Raw genomic sequence first — 18,666 nt, 5'->3', positions numbered from 1 at the left:
TGCATCAGACTGTATTGTAAAAACGCGACAATGGCCAGAGGGGTGAGCGATAATGTTGAAACCGGATACAGCGCCGTCAAACAAGGGCATTCTGAATGCCGAATCGGGCATGCGCAGCTTTTCGCTGTCGCGGCTGCTGCCTGGGCAGGACCTGGCTCCTTACATTGAGCATCTCTGGATCCTCCGCTGGGATCTGCGGGGACAAGCCCCGCACAGCCAGACGGTTTTATCATTCCCCAGTATCCAGCTGGCGTTCGAGAGGACCGGTCAACGAATCGAAACATTCTTATATGGTGTTCCGGACACTACCTTTACCAGAGTGCTGGAAGGAGAAGGGCAGGTGCTCGGCGTCAAATTCCGGATAGGAGGATTTTATCCGTTCTGGAACCAGCCTGTATCTTCTCTTACCAATCAGGTCATACCCTTCCGCGAAATTTTCGGTTCCGCCCCCGGGATGCTGGAGGAACGGCTATTCAGCGAGGTGAAGGAGGAAGAGCAAGCCCGGATCGCCTGGGAATTTCTGCGCGAACGGCTCCCGGAACCGGACGGTAATGTTGAGCTTGTGAACCGGATTGTCGACGCCATCATAAGGGATCGAGAGATGGTGCGGGTCGAGGATATCGTGTCTTTATTCGGCATGAACAAGCGAACGCTGCAGCGTCTGTTCAGCCGTTATGTCGGCGTCAGCCCGAAGTGGGTGATTCAGCGCTACCGGCTCCAGGAAGCGGCGGAGCTTATGGAGAGAGGCGGCGTCACAGACTGGACCAGGCTGTCGCAGGATTTGGGGTATTACGATCAGGCCCATTTCATCAAGGACTTCAAAACGATGATCGGCCAGCCGCCGGAGGAATATGTCAGGAACGTCAGACATCGATAGATTGTTATAGCAGGTTCGGGAGGCATCCATATCATTGAGAATAAACAGGCTGAATTTGAACGAGGAAGGGCTGCTGCGGTTTTTTGGCTCCCTCGAGGCTAAAATCATGAATACCATGTGGGAAAAAGAAAAACTGACGATCAAGCAGGCACATGAGCTGATCCGCGTTGAGCAGCCGATTTCATTTAACGCGGTTATGACCGTTATGATCCGCTTGTCCGAAAAAGGGCATCTGCGCAAGGAGACGAGCGGCGGAGGCCGCAGCAGGCTTACCTTTTTTTATCCGGTGCAAAGCAGGGAACAATTCATCATGGAGCAGACGAAGTATGTTACGGATGGTCTGCTGGATGATTTCGGCTCCTTGGTCGCCAATCACTTTATTGACCGGCTCGATAAAGCGGACCCGGAATGGATTGAGAAACTTCAACAAAGACTGGATGAATTGAAACGAAATGAAGGGAATTAAGATGCCAAGGCAACCCAAGATGGCGTTAGCTGCGATTTTTCTCACGGCGGGCTGGCTTATATTGCAGATGGGCTACAGTCTGATCCATCAGCTCCGGGATGTCGCATACAGCTCTGATTTGTCGCAATGGATTGCAAACGCGGTAAGAGCTGTTTTTCATAATCATGTGTTCTATGAGAGGCTGTACAACGGCTTCACCCTTTACTCGATGGCCGTTATCCTATACCTTGGCATGAGCCAGATGGTGGTTTATGTTCGTCTGCGGAGACATATCCGGAAGCATGTCCATCGGGATTTGACGCTTATATGGAACCGGAACTACCGGCAGGAAAATATGCGGATCTATGTTATTCATTCGCCTGCTTTTGCGGCAATGTCCTTTGGAGTGTTGCGGCCGGCAATTCTGCTGTCCTCGGGCGCCATCGAAAAGTTCACAACGGCGGAAATGGAAGCCATCCTGTTTCATGAGATTTACCATTGCAAGCAGCGCCACCCATTGCAAATGCTGGTTTTAACGATGGCCAGCCGGGGTTTTGCGTATGTGCCCCTGATTAAGGGTCTGACCCGTTATTATACCGTCTGGACAGAGCTGTTGGCAGACAGGTACGCGATCAGCCGGATGAACGGGACCGCTCCTCTGGGAAGCGCTTTGATGTCATTGCTGAAACTCAAACACGAGCCAATGCCCCGGATCGGCGTCCATTTTGCAGATGGGGCTGTCAACTACCGTATTCAACAAATTCTCAACCCGGAGGGAGATCTTGTTATACCCATCATCCACAAAAGGGCAGTAACAATTTCCATCGTGATCATGGTGCTGATGCTGGCAATGTTAGGGGCCGGACCATGTATCTGAAGGCACCCAAGCCGGGCTGTTCACCCCATTGATTTAAATAATGACAGATTATTGGATTTTATTCATAGGCAAAAGGAAAAAGGTAAACCGTCTCGAATTAAACTACAGTTCGTAGAATAATAGGAAAGGAACCGGTACCTATCAAGTTTTTGCACTTTATATTCAAGGAGAGGAATGTTTATATGGCTCAAGCCAAGAAAGGACCAAAAAATCTGGTTCTGTTTACACTAGTCATTGTAGTTTTATGTGTTCTGCTGGTTGTGCTGAATCAAGCCTCCAGGAAGGCTGAAGTGACAGAATCTCTGGCTTCCGCTCCGGATATAGCCAATCAACCCGTTGAAGGCAGCGTGGATGCCAAGGTTGCCATCATGGAATTCGGAGATTATAAATGTCCATCCTGCAAAGCATGGTCGGATCAAATCTATCCGAAGCTGAAAAAAGACTATATTGATACGGGAATCGTGAAATTCTCCTATATCAATGTCCTGTTCCATGGAGAGGAATCGCAATTGGGAGCCATGGCGGGCGAGTCGGTATGGTCCGAAAATCCGGAAAGCTTCTGGCCGTTTCACAAAGCCCTGTTTCAGGCGCAGCCGACCGACAATCATGACGCGCCCTGGATAACGCCGGACAAAATATTGGAGATCGCAAATAAGATTGAGCCGCCGATCGATGTCGCCAAGCTGCAGCAAGATTTGGACATGCAGGCGACATTGCCGCAGGTGGGCAGGGACCAGGAGCTCGTTCAAGACTTTCAGATCGAGCAGACCCCGACCATTATCGTGAATAATGTGAAGCTGCAGAATCCGTTTGATTATGATACTCTGGTCAAGCTTATAGAGGACGGGCAATAGGATAAAAAGCAGCGATTATCATTTTGGCCGCCGGCGATAGTCCGCCTATACGGCGGGCTTATTTGTTTTGTGCTTCGTTCCGGCAATATGGTACGATAATAAGTATATTAACTCTATAAATGAAATGAGGAATTATAAAATGAAAGCATGGCAAAAGCAAGGCATCGGTTTGGAAAATCTTAAGCTGGTGGATATCGGCACCCCTAAGCCGGGCCCGAAACAGCTGCTGGTGCGGGTGAAAGCCGTATCGCTCAACTTTAGAGATAAAGCCATTATCGACGGTATTTATTTGCCGGATATGATGAGCAAGAAATTTGTGCCCGTGTCCGACGCGGCCGGGGTTATTGAGGAAATTGGCTCGGAGGTGACACGGTTTCAGGCAGGCGACCGGGTCATATCCCATCTGTACACCAAATGGATCGAAGGGGCTCCGAACGATAATGATGCCCCCTATGCGATTGGCGGACCGAATGATGGCGGTCTCGCGGAATATATGATTTTGGAAGAGGACGCCGCCGTATTGACGCCTTCCAACCTGACGGACGAAGAAGCGTCGACGCTGCCGATTGCCGCGCTCACCGCCTGGTTTTCTTTGGTGGAATACGGCAATTTGCAGGCGGGCGAAACCGTGCTGATACAAGGCACGGGCGGCGTATCGATTTTTGGCGTGCAAATCGCCGCGGCTTTGGGTGCGCGGGTTATTGCCACCACCAGCAGCGATGCGAAGGGTGAGCGGGTAAAAGCTTTGGGCGCATCAGATATTATCAATTATGTGACGACGCCAGATTGGGAAAAGGAAGTGCTGAAGCTAACAGCTGGCAAAGGCGCTCAGCATATCCTCGAGGTCGTGGGCGGCGACAGCATCAATCGTTCGATCGACGCTCTTACTCCGCAGGGATATATCTATATTATCGGATTTCTGAAAAGCATGATGGCCGAGGTCAACCTGTTCTCGCTGCTGTCCAAGCAGGCCAAGGTGCAGGGCATTCTGGTCGGACATCGTCAAGCGCTGGAGAAGATGAATCTGGCATTCGATAAGTACAAAATCAAGCCGGTGATTGACACCGTTTATCCATTTGAGGAAGCGATTGAGGCTTACAGGCATTTGAGCAGCGGAGCTTTCGGTAAAATCGTCATCCGCATTTCCTGACCGAATTTCCATTCCTGCCGTCTAGGATAGGTTAAAACAATAGGATCAAATATGGGGTCAGCAGGACCCCTTATTTGCGTTGAGAGCGGTTGTCCTGAATAAAGCAGCCCATGAATCCTAGTAAAATTGGGACAGCGCCTTCTCCAGCCGCTGCGACACCTGCTGCAGCTTGACGGACTGTGACGACAAGCTTTCGCTCACAGCGCTCTGACCCGTACTGGCAGATGCGACCTGCTCCGTTGCTGCTGATGATTGTTCGGCCACCGCGCTTACATTACCCACAGTTTCCGTTAATTGGGACTGGGTCAGATCCAGGGATTCAATGTAAGAGTTTACCTTGTGTAGCTGCTGGGACAGCTCCCCGATCAGCGTTCGAACCTCCAGAAATCTGCGGGCGGCCTCTTTCACTGAATCGACCTGCTCGGTGAACAGGGGGTAGATTTCCGCGAACAGTCTGACCGTTTGAAGTATTTCCTGTTCGATCCCGTCTGTCGTTTCGTTCGCCTGCTCAATAAATCGCTTCGAGCTCTCCGCAAGCTTACCCACTTCGCCCGCTACAACCCGAAACGCGTTTCCTGAAGCTCCGGCACGGGATGCCTCGATTGATGCATTAAGGGCCAATATCGTGGTTTGACTCGTGATCTGATTCAGAAATGTGAGAATGCTGCGAATAGTGAGGGTGCTTTTTTCCAGTTGAGTCACTTTGTCAGCCATAATGCGGATTTTATTCTCCGAAATATCTGTATTTGCCATCAAGGCGATCATGAAGGAGGAGCCTTGCTCGCTTTTTGCCGACACATCCGAAGCGGCTGCTTCCATCTGTGTTTTGGATTCCAGAAGAAGCGTCATCTGCTTCTGAAGATTTTGGGCCAGATTGCTGCCGGATTCCGCTTCGGAAGCAAGGTTAACTGAGCCGGCGGCTATCTCTCCCGTCAGTACCGCAATTTCATTAGCGGAATGGGATGTTCTGTCCGCCACCTCCACAAGAGAAGCGGAAGAATCGAATACTTCCTGTGCGGAGACTTTCATTTCTCCTACGAGGCCGCCGATTTGGGACATCATATCGTTGAAGCTTTGGGCAAGCTGACCGATTTCATCACGGGAGCGAATCGTGGAGTGCACGCTTAAGTTGCCTTTCTTCCCTTCAATCATCAGATCGCGAAGCTTGGCGAGAGGCGCTGCGATAAGCCTGACGGCCAGCCAGCTCATTCCGAGTGCAAGAAGAGCAGCCAATCCCGCAATCCCCCAGGTTAACCAGGCAATCTGATCGGCTCCTTTCATCAATTCCTTATAGGGAACGGTTCCGATTAAACGCCAGTTATTCAGCTTGATCAATCCGAAATAGGTGACCAGCTTCCGGCCATCTTCTGTATGAAACGTTACTCCTGTTTGATTATTGCCGGTTCCGATATCGGATGGTTGTCCAATTAACTGGTCAGCGGGAGAGTACACATAATGATTGTCCGCATCCACAATCATCATTTTGCCGCCGCTGCCGATCGAAACCGATTCAAACCACTTTATGATGTCGCTGAGCCTGAGCTCGATCAGCAGGATGAAGGTGTCCTTTTTGCTCGCCGAGCTTTGCAGCAGAATAGCGACGCCAATCGTATGTCCTGCTTGCGAGGAATTTGATATATTCTCGGGTACGCTTGGGGTAATGGGAATCCACACCGGATTTCCTTTTGCCTCAATGACAGATTGGTACCAGGGCTGCTCCTTGATGTGATCCAGCAGGATAGAGGAAGTACCGATGATCGGAGAGGAGGTTGCTGCCAGATTGCCTGTAATCGTATCGTTGACGGGAATCAGGTAGCTGTCCGTAATGGCTGCATTATTCATGGCATAGGTTTGCAGGCGTTCAATAAGCGAGGTGAAGACCTGGAACACGGCATAGGAGCTTTGCCGATCCTTAAGAAGGACATCCATCTGCTGCTGAACGGCCTGATCGATGGCCAGCTGCTGTGCCAATGCCTCGAATTGGCCAAGGACGACATTCAGTTTATCGGAGGTTTGTTCAAGGGTCTGCTGTCCGGCGGAGTATACCTGGGATTCAATGATCCCTTTGGAAATATCATAAGCCACGAGTCCTACAGACAGAACGCTTATGATTATGCCGGAGAACAGAAAAAGGAACAGCTTGGCGCCAACCGATCTGAATACGTTATATTGCAATTGGGATTGCATAGAGCGAACAGCCTCACTTTCATCTGCTTATGTAGTTCCTATTTCCTAGATTAACGCCGAATTATATGAGAGGTGTTAAATATTTTGGTTGTTTGTGTAAAAAGAAATCTAATTTTATAGATATAATTATAGATAATATCTATATTCAGGACTTTGGATAGCTCCGGAGTGCTCACGGAATCCCTCATATAGAAGGGTAGAAATATTGCAATTTCATAGGATAAGATGATAGGGAGAGAATCGGGGTATGTAAAAAAACGCAGAATACAGGTTCGGCCAAGCTGCCGGTTAAATAGGCAAGCAGGCACATTAGAAGGAGGCCGTTATGAATCAAACCGATGTCACAGCTACCGGTTCCCAAATGCAAATCCCTTTCATCGCCACAGGCTCTTATCCTTTACGGAATGGCAATATGATCCGACCGCTTGTGGACAGCGGACCTGCCTTCCGGCGGATTTGCGAGGCGGTTGAAGCCGCGCGGCACAGTGTATGGCTTACGGTCACCTTTATGGCACCGGACTTCCAGATGCCGGATGGGCGCGGCAGCCTGTTCGACGTACTGGATCGTGCGGTGGCACGGGGGCTGGATGTTCGCGTCATTTTCTGGCGCCCTAATCCGGAGAGCAGCGGGTACGGGCAAGCGTTCTGGGGATCTCAAGCTGAACGCGAAGGGCTTGGTAGGCGTGGTTCGCGTTTTCGCATCCGCTGGGATCGTGCTCACGGGTACTACTGCCAGCATCAAAAAAGCTGGCTGATTGATGCCGGCCAACCTGACGAGACGGCATTTGTCGGCGGGATTAATCCCACTTTCAGATCCGTTGAACCCGGCCATGCAGGGGAGGGTCAGCGTCATGACGTCTATGTCGAAGTGGCGGGACCATCCGCGACCGACGTGCATCACAATTTTGTCCAGCGATGGAATGAAGCCAGCGAGCGTGCGGAAGAAGACGGTGTATGGGGCCACAGCGGCGACGAGAAGATGCCCTTCCCGACGAGCGTATCCGCTTCGCGGGGCGGCAGTTTGCTGCAAATCCAGCGGCACGTGTATGCAGGCCGCTACAGCGACGGCTGCCCGACCCCCGGAGGCAGTCCCTACGATATAGCCAGCGGCGAGAGGACCATTTTCGACCAGTACGTTCAGGCCATTAACGCCGCTCGCCGCACGATTTACATCGAGAATCAAGCTATCCCAGTACCGGAAGTCGCCGCGAGGCTGGAAGAGGCTCTGAAGCGGGGCGTAGATATCGTTCTGCTTGTTCCGGCCGAGCCGGAGGAACATGTGCGCAAATACCGCCAGCGTCCCGACAGCAAAAGCTTCTTCGAGCAGATCGCTGCACTGGGCCGATACGAGAATTTCGCGCTTGCCGGGATTGCCGGACCCAATGGGCGGGGCGGCCGCAGCAGCATCTACGTACATGCCAAAATCATGCTGATCGACGATGAATGGGCGACAATAGGATCCTGCAATCTTCACTCGAATTCACTATTCGGCCATACGGAGATGAATGCTTCATTCCATGATCCGCAGGTGGTGCGCGAGCTGCGCTGCCAGCTTCTGTCCGAGCATCTAGGTCAGGATACCGGGCAAGTGGACGACCGCGCCGCGCTTCGGCGTTATCGGGATATTGCTCACGCAAATCGCCTCGGTAGAGATCGCGGGGATTTCAATTGGCAGGGTCTTGCATTCAGCATGGATCCGGCAGCTTACGGACAATAGCAGTATTGCCGCTGCTGCGCTTACAGTTGCCCTTTATCGTAAAGATAATTTTGGAAGCAGAGGAAATGAAGGAGGGCTGGCTGTGCATGCTCCAACACCGTATTCAGAGGTCAATCAAGTGATCAGACAACTCCTGTCAGAAATGCAGCGCGTCTTAGGCAATAAGCTCGTCGGTTTGTATTTGTACGGCTCTCTGGTCAGCGGGGATTTTGATGCCGAGATTAGCGATATTGATTTGTTGGCCGTTATTTCCACAGGGCTCGAGAATGCTGAAGCGGACAAAGTAAGCAGGATGCATCAGGACTTTGCCCGCAGCCACGGCCGCTGGGATGACCGGATTGAGGTCGCTTACCTTAGTTTAGCCGCGCTGCAAACCTTCCGCAGTCGTTCCAGCATGATTGGCATCATCAGTCCGGGTGAACCTTTTCACCTCAAAGAGGCGGGAGCGGCATGGCTTGTAAACTGGTACCTGGTGCGTGAATATGGGCGTGTCATCATCGGACCTCCGGCAGAAGCCATCATCGGACCGGTTTCCAGGGAAGAATTTCTGTCCAACATCTACATGAACGCAATGGCTTGGCGGAGCAGGATCATGGATCTGGAGTCCCGCCGCGGGGCACAAGCCTATGCCATCCTGACCATGTGCCGCTCCTGCTATACACTGCAGACAAGAGAGCACGCTTCCAAGAAACAGGCGGCGTTATGGGCGCAGGAGGAATGGCCGCAGTGGAAACCGTTTGTCCAGCAAGCTCTTGTATGGCGGGAATCCCCTGAGGCGGAAGAGGGGGCAGCACTGCTGCAAACACGGGAATTCGTAGAATTTGCGGTCGATCAATGCAGGCTGCTGTTTGACGGGGATGGGAATCTCTAGGCCATTGGATTGACGGTGATGGACATGTCCAATCCGTTGTTGTCCGGGGGACTGCTGCTGCTGCCTTCGGCCGCTTGATGCATCGCAAGCTTACCAGTGCGCGGGGTGTGTGAGCAGCGGCGGCAGCTTGGTATTAGGGTCGCCCTTCGCCGCATTAAGCTGGGCCTGGGTGAGAAAGATACTCCCGGTAAGGTTGGCTCCCCTCAGGTCAGCGTCGCGGAAATCAGCGCCGATCAGGTCGGCAGCCCTCAGGTCAGCTTCTCGTAGATCAGCGGCAATAAGGTAGGCGCCGCGCAGGTTGGCTGCTCTGAGATCGGCTCCTCTAAGCTTCGCCCCGATCAGGTCGGCGCCCCGTCCATAGACATTCTGGCGTTTTGGCGGATTCTTCTGCTGGCGGCGGGCTTCTGTCCGCACCAGCTCGCTGGTCTGCAGGAGCAGAGCATTCACGTCTGCCCGGTGTGCCGCCACATTCAGCTCCAGAAGCGAGTCGGGACTAAGAAGCGTGAGGCGTTCGGTCTCGCCGAGCGCGGAGCTGAGTTCGCCGCGGATCGAGCGGGCCGGCTGCAGCGTCAGCGCTTCGGTCAGATACCAGAGCAGCTCATGGAGATGCCGCATAATCGGCAGCACTTCGAACATTTGCTGCGCGGATTCCGGTGCTTGCCGCCAGTCACGTCCGCGGTAGGTGACTTGGGAAACCTTTTGCCCCGCGCCGAAGCAGTCATAAACCGTACAGCCGCGAAAGCCCAGCTGCCTGAGGTTCTTGTGAACGCCGCAGCGGAAGTCGCTTTGCAGATTCGGGCAGGGCTGCCCGGCGTCTTTGTCTATCGCAAAATCTACGGAAGCTGCGAAGGGCAGCGCCGCGCAGCATAAGCCAAAGCAGTTCTCGCAGTCCGCTTGCAGATGAAGACGGTTACCGCCTTGCAGCGGTCCTGGATATTCAAGGTTCTCTGTCAAGATACGGACTCCTTCGTTTCATAATTTTTTCTCAATTCTTTTATACTAGTACTGAATATTTTTCCCGTCAATGCTTGTACCCCGGGAGATTCCGCCAGAAGCAGTGCTTGATGGACAAGCATTCCGGACGGCGGCATAAATCTGTTATAATAAGTGGCGGGGAAAGTCCCCGCATAACTTGACAGGAGAGTAACCTTTATGATTATCCAATTCATTCGTTACCGGTAATGTAAGGTGCAGATCAGTGAATCCCAGCCATTTTTAAGGAAAATGGGTTGGGTTTATTTGACTGCACCTTCTTTCATTCACCGACTACGAATGAACGGGGTGCTTTTTTGTGTCCAAAAACAGTATACACGCAGGTCTTATTTCAGCCTGTGAAGGCATTTTCAGATGCCCGATTTGTTACAATCCGATGAGAATGGTTCAATCCAGGAGCTTGATATGCTCCAAACAGCATTGTTTTGATCTATCGAAGCAGGGATATATAAATTTGGCTCTCCAGGGCTACAAAACAAAATACAATAAACGCTTGTTTGAATCCAGAAGGACGATTTGCAGAAGCGGCTTTTTCGAGCCATTGAATGAACGGATAAGCAGCAGGATCGGAACCGTGCTTAATACGGCAAACAAAGAGGTTCGTGTATTGGACGCCGGATGCGGAGAAGGCTCTCATTTGCACAGCATTCAGGGGAAGCTGGCACGAAACATCCCAGCTGATCTATTGGGCGTAGGCATGGACCTTTCCAAAGAGGGAATCTCCAGCGCTTCGAGAGAATATCCGGATCTGGTCTGGTGCGTGGCGGATATCGCGAAATGTCCATTTGCCAATGAACAATTCGATTTTATCCTGAATCTCTTGTCGCCATCCAATTACGCCGAATTTAAGAGAATGCTGTCGGACGACGGATTTGTCATCAAGGTAATCCCGGAACGGGAATATCTTCAAGAATTGAGAGACTTCCTGTCCCATAAGCCGAAGAAACTGCCGTATTCAAACAACAGCACGATTGAGCGTTTCAGGGAGCAGTTTGCGCGTATGGACATGGAGCGGGTCCGGTATCGGTTCCCCCTGGATCATACTCTTATTGAGCCGCTGCTCCATATGACCCCGCTGTCATGGGGAACTGCCGCAGAACGATTGCAGCAAATTCCTGAAATGAATATGACTGAGATCACGGTTGACTTGACCATCCTGATTGGACAGAAATAGTTCCGGAGGGCTTGATGAATTCAATTTTGGGAGGGGATCATTATTCATCAATCGGCTTATCTCAAGACAGTCCGCACGTCCGCTCTTGCACTGCCTGGAGTGGAGGAGGGTTCAGCCTACGGGACTCCGGCACTACGGGTGCGTGGAAAATTGCTTGCCCGGCTGCTTGAAGACGGGGAAACGCTGGTTCTGAGAACGGACTTTGAAACCAGGGATATTCTGATGCAGGTAAATCCCGAGTTTTTCACATTACGGATTATTACCGCAGCTATCCATACGTTCTCGTTAACCTTCCGGTTGTCGAGCCGGCGGAGCTGCAAGTGCTTCTCGAACAGGCATGGAGAAGCTGCGCGCCGAAAAAACTTCTGGACGGATACAGATCTGACGACGGGAACCGGGAAATTCCATGAACATCCTGATGGACTGCAATCCTTTAACCTATGTGGTCTTCCGGACAGCAAGCGCGTATAATTGATTATTATTTTAATGAGGGTGGGGGAGCTATGGGCAGTACCGACTTTCATCATAATTTCAATCATTTCTTCGACGGATTTGAATTGTACAGGCAGACGGATAACCGGACGGAGCGGATGAAGCTCCATCCGCAGATGGGAGAGGGCTCCGTTCATCGCTTGGTGCCGCGTAACGACCTGGGAGTGGCTATCGCGGAGTTCAGGCTGAACCGCAATCATACCGTGGATCTTCACACGGAAACAGCAATGGTGGAGCTGAGCTACTGCCTGCAGGGCGCCAGAGAAATCCGGGTCTCCGGCGCGGAGTTTGAGGTAGCCCCCGGCAGCTACACTCTGCAGTTCGTCAATCCTGCGAAGGCCAGCATGCATTTTGGCGGGGATCAAGCTTTTCAAATGTTAAGCATCGGGATCCCTGTTTCAACCTTTCATCACTTTATGGAAGAGGCTGGCGGTGCGCGGTCATTCGAATTTGACCGGATCATCGGGGATAAGCCGTACCGTATGTTCCAGCAGACCATAGATCCGGCGACGATTATCCTCCTGAGTCATATGCTGCAAGCCGCCAGAGGTCAGGCTGTGCGCAATATTGAGCTGGAGTGCAGAATGCTTGAGCTGATGTCTTCGGCGTTCGGCTCTTTCTTACTGGACGGCAAACCGCCTTCAACCAAACTGTCCAAGACCGACAGGTCAAAGATTGAACATGCCCGGGAGATCATTCTGGAGCGAATGGCGGAGCCTCCCTCGCTGATGGAGCTGTCGCGGCTGATCGGCCTGAATGATTATAAATTAAAAACCGGCTTCAAAGTAATGTACGGCAGCACGGTGTTCGGTTACCTGCGGGATCAACGACTGGAGAAAGCGTACCGGCTGCTCCGCAGTGGCAGCACCAGCGTGATTGAGGTGTCTTGCGAGGTGGGGTATTCGAATCCCAGCTATTTTGCGGAAGCATTTCGGGAAAAATACGGCGTTAACCCCGGCGAATTCGTTCGGCGTTCATAAACCGCTTGTCTCCAACCACTCTTCGGAGTGGTTTTTTTTCGTATGGGCTGTGGATAATCCCGCTAACCAGCACCGGGCTCCGTCCAGCGGTAGAGGCTTGATTGGGAGAACTGGTACGCTTGAAAGCATATTAAGTGGATTGGAGAGATGAACAATGACGAACCAACAGGAGCAGAAATTGCAAAATGAGCTGGAAGCCATGGCCAGACATGGCATCGAGGTTCTTCCGAAGGAGGTCGTGGAGGCTTTCGAGCAATCGGTCCGGGAGCTCAGGGAATCGGGCATCGCCAAGGGCTTGGCGGTGGGGTCGGTGGCCCCTGACTTCACCTTGGGCAATCAGACAGACATCGGGGTCACCTTATCTGATGAAATCGCGAAGGGTCCTGTTATTCTTACCTTTTACCGCGGGGAATGGTGCCCGTTCTGCAATCTGGAGCTCAGGGCATACCAGCGAATCATGGACAGCATTCGTGAAGCCGGCGCCCGGCTGCTTGCGGTCAGTCCGCAAGCGCCGGATCATTCGTTAAGCATGCAGGAGAAGAACGAATTAAGCTTTCACATATTGAGTGATCTGCGCAATCAGGTGGCAGAGAAATACCAGCTTAAATTCAAGCTTGCGGAGGAGCTGCGCGGCATTTACCGGTCACTCGGGTTTTCTCCGGATGCCTTTAACGGAGACGATTCCTGGGAGCTTCCCGTTCCCGCAACCTACTTGATCGACCAACAGGGCATAATCCGCATGGCGAGCGTAAACCCGGACTACCGGTCGCGGATGGAGCCTGGTGAGGTATTGGACCTTCTGCGCTCCTTATAGGAGAGGGGAATCGCCAACGGATCAGCGCGACCGCCATGAATTGTGCTGAATGGGATTTTCCTTTATACTGGTATCAACTTCAGGAGATGGGGGTTGGTATGGATGGCAATTAGAGATTGCCGGATTGGCTCCACTCATGCAAAGCCTGTTACAGGGCGATACTTTGCGTGAGGCGCGATAACGAATAACAACATCGCCCAAACCAGCATATATCGTTTCTAATAATGGGCTTTGCTACCTTATTTTCAATCCCTATAAAATAAGGAGCTGAGCATCAATGTGTGTACCATTTATTAGAAACCATCAATATAACGTGATCAAGAAGCAAGCCGGACTGCTGAAGCAGGCTCTGCGAACCGTTTCTGATCTGAAAGTGCTGGAATCGGTACGGGACAGTACAGAAGCCAAAATATTCGAGCTGTTTCCCGACCTGACCGACAGCCAGAGACAGCTGCTGGAGAAATTCCCTACACTAGCAACAGCGGAGGATTTTCAGAATTTTCTGGGTTCATTGGAACCGTATATAGTAGAATTTCCGCAAATTACGAACAAGCAGATTCAGAAGCTGTTCCCCAAGAACAAAAAATTAAAGCTTCCTGATTTGTCGCAGATTGATTTCCGGTATTTGACCTATCTGAGCTGGACGGACATTTCGACGGATAAATTGTTCATTGTTTATCATGCAGTTGGACAATTCATTGGTGTCGAAGGCAGATTCACGCCCACCAATAAGAAGAGTTACTGCTTCTTATGCAACAATTATGAAGAACTTGCCTTTTATTCAGTCAAAACAAGACCGGCGAAATCATCTCCGGATTATTACAAGGCGTTCGGCAATTATTTGTGCCTGAACAATCATCACTGCAATACCAGCATTACGGATGTTGCATTTCTGGAGAAATTTATTGATTCCGTTAAAAAATGACACTCTTCACGAACCTGGCTGCCTGCAAAAGGCAGCCGTTTTTTTCTAAATATAAGAAATATAAAATTTGACCTATACTTTGCTTATATTTTTGAGTGAAGAAACTTACTGCGCTGCATAAGGACGGCGAAGCCGTTTCATCTTATTTACGCGGTTTTAAGGTTGAGATGGTATGATCCTATATGGATCTGAAATTGGGAAAAGAAGGAGTTGTTATTATGATGGATTTTGATTCAGCTTATTATCCGTATCCTTCCCGAAGAAATGCCATGTTCGCGAAGAATGGCATGGTGGCTACATCGCAGCCGTTTGCGGCAGAGGCGGGGCTTGCCATTCTAAAAAAAGGGGGAAATGCCATCGATGCGGCTGTAGCGACCGCGGCTTGTTTGACGGTGGTTGAGCCTACTTCGAATGGAATTGGTTCTGACGCATTTGCTCTGGTCTGGACGAATGGCGAATTGCACGGATTAAATGCGAGCGGACCTGCCCCGGACAGCATATCCATCGAAGCCCTGCTCAAGGCAGGGTTTTCGGAAATGCCTGCATATGGGGTGGTGCCGGTAACTGTACCCGGGGCGCCTGCCGCGTGGGCGGAATTATCCGGGCGGTTCGGAAAACTTCCATTCAGCGAAGTGATGCAGCCTGCCATTGATTATGCCCGAAACGGTTTCCCCGTTACCCCGACTCTGGGGATAGGGTGGAGCAACGGGTTCAATAATTACAGTAGAAATGTGAAGGGAGAAGAATATGCAAACTGGTTTCAGACATTCGCGCCGGAGGGCAGAGCCCCAAGGATCGGTGAAGTCTGGAAATCGGAAGATCATGCGGCTACCCTGCAGTTAATTGCCGAAACGAAGGCCGAAGCATTTTACCGCGGCGAGTTGGCCGAGAAGATCGATGCCTTCTTTAAGAAGCACGGCGGTTATCTGACGAAAGAAGATTTGGCGGGCTACAAGCCTGAATGGGTACGACCGGTCAAAGTAAACTACCGGGGATACGATGTATGGGAAATACCGCCCAATGGTCAGGGAATCGTTGCACTCATGGCTCTTAATTTATTAAAAGGCTTCGAATTCACATCCAGGGAATCTCCGGACACGTATCACAAGCAGATCGAGGCCATCAAGCTTGCCTTTGCCGACGGGCTGAAATATATAACCGATTCCGCCAAAATGAAAATGCCGGTCGAGGCTTTGTTATCGGACGCTTATGCGGATGAGAGAAGGAAGCTGATTGGCGGACAAGCCTTGCTTCCGGTGCCGGGCAGTCCACCCAAAGGCGGGACGGTTTATTTGTCCACCGCAGACGGGGAAGGGAACATGGTTTCTTTTATCCAAAGCAATTACATGGGATTCGGCTCAGGCATTGTCATTCCGGGAACGGGAATCGCCTTGCAGAATCGCGGTCATACTTTTTCGCTGAACCCGGCACATGACAACAGCCTGGCACCCAGGAAAAAAACCTATCATACGATCATCCCCGGTTTCCTGACAAAAGGCAATCAGCCTGTTGGGCCGTTTGGGGTCATGGGAGCATTCATGCAGCCGCAGGGGCATGTGCAGGTCGTGATGAACACCATCGATTTTCACTTGAATCCGCAGGCTGCCCTGGATGCTCCGAGATGGCAGTGGAAGGAAGGCAATATGGTGGATCTGGAGCATTCATTTCCCGAACATATGGCGGGTGCTTTGGGACGAATGGGTCATCGTATTCAATATGCTCCAAGCCTGGGATTCGGCCGTGGACAGATTATTTGGAGAACGCCGGAGGGTATTTTGGTGGGAGGTACGGAACCGAGAACAGATGGAGCGGTGAGCGTATGGTGAACGGGGTAATGTTGATTGCTTAGTTTAAGCTGAAGCTGCATGCTTAACTTGCCGGTATGCAGAAGAGGACCGCCGCTGATAAGGCGGCGGTCCTCCTCTGTTCACGGCAGGGGCGGATATTGAATCTATCAGCGGTCTGCACCTTGTATGACAGGGGACTATGATAACGAAGGTACGGCAGCTTGACCTGCCTCGGCTATAGCCACAAAGCTCCGACACATCCGCAAATTATCCCTAAAACAATGACCGAGGACGTTACGAATACGAGCACTTTTTGCGGAAAGGCTCTGGAGACGAGCAGCAATGACGGCAAACTGATTGCCGGCAGGGTAATCAGCAGCGCCGCTGAGGCGCCTGAGCTTATTCCAAAAGAAAGAAAGGATTGGATGATTGGAATTTCGGCAGCCGTTGGGATAACAAAAAACGTCCCGGCGATGGCAAAGAAGATTATCGCTGCAAAGCCTGCATTCAACCACTCGGGAAACATAAAGCTTTGTAAAATGCCAAGGATAAAGACTGAAATTAGATAGGCCGGAATAACTTGTATGAGCATACGTCCGAAGCTTGTAATCCAGCGCGACCAAAGCGGGCGGTTGTCTGCTTCCACTGAAGGCAGATGATTTGAAATCAATTCATCAGTCTTGTTATCAGGTTTGGCGAAACGGTTTGCCAGATAGCTGATGCCGAAGGTAATAACAATACCGAAAACCAAACGGAGAATAGTAAATTTCCAGGATAAAACGAAAGTCATAAAAATGAGTGTAGCCGGGTTAAGCAGGGGATTACCCATCCAGAAAGCCAGACTCGCTCCGACGGACACATGCTGTTTGCGCATCCCTGATGCAATAGGAGCCGCGCAGCAGGAGCACATCATACCGGGAAGAGACGAGGCCCCGCCAATCAAAGTGCTTTTAAAAGAAGCCCGGCCCAGCAGCTTAAGCAGCCAATTCGCCGGCAGCAGCACCTGGATCATCGATCCGACGATCATCCCCAGCAGGGCTGCCTTCCAGACCGCTTTAAAATAAGTCATCGCGTATGTTGCGGCAGACTGCCATATCGAAACAGTGTCATCCGCATGAAAGCCATTCAGAATGGATGAGCCGATCGAATGTGTATCTGCCGCTGACATCGCCTTATGATAATACGGCGCCCATTTTACATAGGTTAATCCGGCGATGGTAATCACGATAAATAAACTAATCATCATCCATGTTTTTCGGGTGTGGACGGGTGTGCGTAAACTCGAATTCCTGATTGTTGACATGTTATCCTCCAGTATTCTATAAGGTTCATATGACTACACTGGATTATATCATATAATAAGGAGAGGGCAGGATATCTGCATTTGCATTTTTCTTGCGCAATCAGGTACCATTTATGATACAGATCATCACAATTAGATGTCAGAGAAGGGAAGAATATAATGAATATCAATCATACCGTAAAATTAACCTCCTTATCGAGTAAAGGCGGGTGCGGCTGCAAAATAGGACCGGCTGACCTTAAGCAAGTCATCGGGAGCCTCCCCCTGGCAGAGCGCAACCCTGATCTACTTGTTGGTATCGAGACCAGCGACGACGCCGGTGTATTTCGAATAAGCGATGAATTGGCATTGGTTCAAACGGTGGATTTTTTTACTCCTATCGTGGATGACCCTTATTCCTTTGGTCAAATTGCCGCGGCAAATGCAATAAGCGACATCTATGCCATGGGCGGGAAACCGTTAACGGTGTTAAATATCGTTGCATTCCCGATTGCCACGCTGGATAAACAGATTCTGGCGGAGATCCTCCGCGGGGCTGCAGATAAAGTGAAAGAAGCCGGCGCTACGCTTGTTGGCGGACATTCAATTGATGATAAAGAGCCTAAATTCGGACTTGCGGTGACCGGACTTATCCATCCTGATCAGATCAAAACGAACACAGGCGCAAAGCCTGGAAACAAGCTGATTCTGACCAAACCGATTGGCGTGGGCATCATGACGACTTCAATCAAGAAAGATCAGTTGAGTGCCGAAGAAGTTGAGCGGGTTACCCGCGTTATGGCCACACTGAATAAATCCTCAGCCGAGATCATGAGCAAATATGACGTAAGTGCGTGTACGGATGTAACGGGTTTTGGTCTGATCGGACACGCTCTGGAAATGGCAAAAGGCAGCGAAGTCGGGATTACCATCGTAAAAGAAGCGGTTCCTCTGCTTCCCCGGGTCAGAGAGCTGGCTGAAGCCGGATTTGTTCCGGGCGGCACAAAAAATAATTTTGCCTATATCGAAAATGATGTTGCATTTCCCGAAGCGATGGATCAAATCGACCGTTGGATCCTTTGCGATGCTGTAACATCGGGGGGCCTCCTGATCGCTGTGGCGGCTGAACAATCAGAGGAAATGCTGCAAGAGCTCATGGCAGCGGGGGTCGAAGCGAGCATTATCGGAGAGGCAGGGGCCGAAGGCGCTGGCCGCATTGTCGTTATTTAATGCTATTAAGT

At 51.1% G+C, this 18,666-nt stretch carries 17 protein-coding genes and 1 pseudogene; 15 read left to right on the top strand and 3 right to left on the bottom strand.

Features of this window, described 5'->3' with window-relative positions; all coding sequences use genetic code 11:
• The first annotated feature begins 52 nt into the window (after nucleotides 1-52).
• From AC0YOA_RS00980 to AC0YOA_RS00960, 5 genes are all read left to right on the top strand, one after another.
• A complete protein-coding gene (locus tag AC0YOA_RS00980; protein WP_475785015.1) occupies nucleotides 53-877 on the top strand; it encodes a DUF6597 domain-containing transcriptional factor in 825 nt (274 codons plus the stop codon).
• A 34-nt stretch (nucleotides 878-911) separates the two neighbouring features.
• Entirely contained in the window at nucleotides 912-1,343 is a 432-nt protein-coding gene (locus AC0YOA_RS00975; protein ID WP_475766727.1) for a BlaI/MecI/CopY family transcriptional regulator, read from the top strand.
• Nucleotide 1,344: 1 nt separating this feature from the next.
• Complete coding sequence (locus tag AC0YOA_RS00970) at nucleotides 1,345-2,199, top strand: M56 family metallopeptidase (RefSeq protein ID WP_475785014.1); 855 nt, start codon at nucleotides 1,345-1,347, stop codon at nucleotides 2,197-2,199.
• Between the two features lie 182 nt (nucleotides 2,200-2,381).
• Nucleotides 2,382-3,053 carry a DsbA family protein gene (locus tag AC0YOA_RS00965; protein WP_475785013.1) on the top strand — a complete coding sequence of 224 codons (672 nt, stop codon included), beginning with the start codon at nucleotides 2,382-2,384 and terminating at the stop codon, nucleotides 3,051-3,053.
• A gap of 139 nt (nucleotides 3,054-3,192) precedes the next feature.
• A complete protein-coding gene (locus AC0YOA_RS00960) occupies nucleotides 3,193-4,203 on the top strand; it encodes a zinc-dependent alcohol dehydrogenase family protein (RefSeq protein WP_475785012.1) in 1,011 nt (336 codons plus the stop codon).
• Nucleotides 4,204-4,320: 117 nt separating this feature from the next.
• Here the strand turns inward: AC0YOA_RS00960 and AC0YOA_RS00955 are convergent, their stop codons facing one another.
• Nucleotides 4,321-6,390: a methyl-accepting chemotaxis protein gene (locus tag AC0YOA_RS00955; protein WP_475785011.1), complete on the bottom strand. Its 2,070-nt coding sequence runs from the start codon at nucleotides 6,388-6,390 to the stop codon at nucleotides 4,321-4,323.
• Nucleotides 6,391-6,715: 325 nt separating this feature from the next.
• Here AC0YOA_RS00955 and AC0YOA_RS00950 point away from each other — a divergent pair, with 325 nt between their 5' ends.
• Both AC0YOA_RS00950 and AC0YOA_RS00945 read left to right on the top strand, forming a co-directional pair.
• Entirely contained in the window at nucleotides 6,716-8,107 is a 1,392-nt protein-coding gene (locus tag AC0YOA_RS00950) for a phospholipase D-like domain-containing protein (RefSeq protein WP_475785010.1), read from the top strand.
• 82 nt (nucleotides 8,108-8,189) lie between these two features.
• Nucleotides 8,190-8,978, top strand: a complete 789-nt coding sequence (locus AC0YOA_RS00945) for an aminoglycoside adenylyltransferase domain-containing protein (RefSeq protein ID WP_475785009.1) — start codon at nucleotides 8,190-8,192, stop codon at nucleotides 8,976-8,978.
• A gap of 90 nt (nucleotides 8,979-9,068) precedes the next feature.
• Here the strand turns inward: AC0YOA_RS00945 and AC0YOA_RS00940 are convergent, their stop codons facing one another.
• Nucleotides 9,069-9,932: a pentapeptide repeat-containing protein gene (locus AC0YOA_RS00940; protein WP_475785008.1), complete on the bottom strand. Its 864-nt coding sequence runs from the start codon at nucleotides 9,930-9,932 to the stop codon at nucleotides 9,069-9,071.
• 337 nt (nucleotides 9,933-10,269) lie between these two features.
• Here AC0YOA_RS00940 and AC0YOA_RS00935 point away from each other — a divergent pair.
• The 7 genes and pseudogenes from AC0YOA_RS00935 to AC0YOA_RS00905 form a co-directional block, all read left to right on the top strand.
• Nucleotides 10,270-10,416 (top strand): annotated as a pseudogene (locus AC0YOA_RS00935) (putative RNA methyltransferase); the annotation flags it as partial.
• A 129-nt stretch (nucleotides 10,417-10,545) separates the two neighbouring features.
• Nucleotides 10,546-11,145, top strand: a complete 600-nt coding sequence (locus tag AC0YOA_RS00930; RefSeq protein ID WP_475785776.1) for a methyltransferase domain-containing protein — start codon at nucleotides 10,546-10,548, stop codon at nucleotides 11,143-11,145.
• A gap of 138 nt (nucleotides 11,146-11,283) precedes the next feature.
• A complete protein-coding gene (locus AC0YOA_RS00925; protein ID WP_475785007.1) occupies nucleotides 11,284-11,616 on the top strand; it encodes a hypothetical protein in 333 nt (110 codons plus the stop codon).
• A 32-nt stretch (nucleotides 11,617-11,648) separates the two neighbouring features.
• Nucleotides 11,649-12,617 carry a helix-turn-helix domain-containing protein gene (locus tag AC0YOA_RS00920; protein WP_475785006.1) on the top strand — a complete coding sequence of 323 codons (969 nt, stop codon included), beginning with the start codon at nucleotides 11,649-11,651 and terminating at the stop codon, nucleotides 12,615-12,617.
• 154 nt (nucleotides 12,618-12,771) lie between these two features.
• Entirely contained in the window at nucleotides 12,772-13,431 is a 660-nt protein-coding gene (locus AC0YOA_RS00915; RefSeq protein WP_475785005.1) for a peroxiredoxin-like family protein, read from the top strand.
• 277 nt (nucleotides 13,432-13,708) lie between these two features.
• Nucleotides 13,709-14,356, top strand: a complete 648-nt coding sequence (locus AC0YOA_RS00910) for a FusB/FusC family EF-G-binding protein (RefSeq protein WP_475785004.1) — start codon at nucleotides 13,709-13,711, stop codon at nucleotides 14,354-14,356.
• A 218-nt stretch (nucleotides 14,357-14,574) separates the two neighbouring features.
• Complete coding sequence (locus AC0YOA_RS00905) at nucleotides 14,575-16,182, top strand: gamma-glutamyltransferase family protein (protein WP_475785003.1); 1,608 nt, start codon at nucleotides 14,575-14,577, stop codon at nucleotides 16,180-16,182.
• Nucleotides 16,183-16,378: 196 nt separating this feature from the next.
• Here AC0YOA_RS00905 and AC0YOA_RS00900 read toward each other — a convergent pair whose 3' ends face one another.
• On the bottom strand, nucleotides 16,379-17,155 hold the full coding sequence (locus AC0YOA_RS00900; RefSeq protein ID WP_475785002.1) for a permease: 777 nt from the start codon (nucleotides 17,153-17,155) through the stop codon (nucleotides 16,379-16,381).
• 450 nt (nucleotides 17,156-17,605) lie between these two features.
• On the opposite strand from AC0YOA_RS00900, the gene selD reads away from it, so the two are divergent.
• The gene (gene selD, locus AC0YOA_RS00895) at nucleotides 17,606-18,655 is read left to right on the top strand and encodes a selenide, water dikinase SelD (protein WP_475785001.1); all 1,050 of its coding nucleotides are present in this window, start codon (nucleotides 17,606-17,608) and stop codon (nucleotides 18,653-18,655) included.
• The last annotated feature ends 11 nt before the right edge of the window (nucleotides 18,656-18,666 follow it).

The sequence above is a fragment of the Paenibacillus sp. JT22N12 genome (assembly GCF_056269365.1).
The sequence above is the reverse complement of the archived record's forward strand: the minus strand, read 5'-3'. Positions and strand labels throughout refer to the sequence as shown.